Origin of the sequence: Bacillus sp. SIMBA_005, assembly GCF_046535585.1 — a bacterium.
In the GTDB taxonomy this organism is placed as follows: domain Bacteria; phylum Bacillota; class Bacilli; order Bacillales; family Bacillaceae; genus Bacillus; species Bacillus pumilus.
Genome location: NZ_JAWRWI010001079.1, coordinates 1 through 240, shown reverse-complemented (window position 1 = coordinate 240; position 240 = coordinate 1). Strand labels below are relative to the sequence as shown.

1 protein-coding gene is annotated in these 240 nt (G+C 26.7%); it reads left to right on the top strand.

The genetic code is table 11. From position 1 onward, the window contains the following. Positions 1-58 precede the first annotated feature (58 nt). Positions 59-240, top strand: a 182-nt coding sequence (locus SB660_RS23450; protein ID WP_410584977.1) for a hypothetical protein, incomplete at its 3' end; no start/stop codon positions are given.

Genomic DNA, 240 nt, shown 5'->3' with positions numbered 1-240 from the left:
ATATTATACGCATTTACCATATTTTCATGAGATCAATAAATTTAAAAAGGGAAGAATCTTGAAAAATATAACAAAAGGCGAGAGGTTTAGTAAAAGAATGATTCATTCTTTCGGGTTTAATGAATTAAATCAACTAATTATTATGCAGTATCCACAAACTGATAATAATTTAAAACTTGGTACAGGAACCCAAATATATACTATAAATTCTGATAAAAGTGTGAATACTTTTGTAACGCG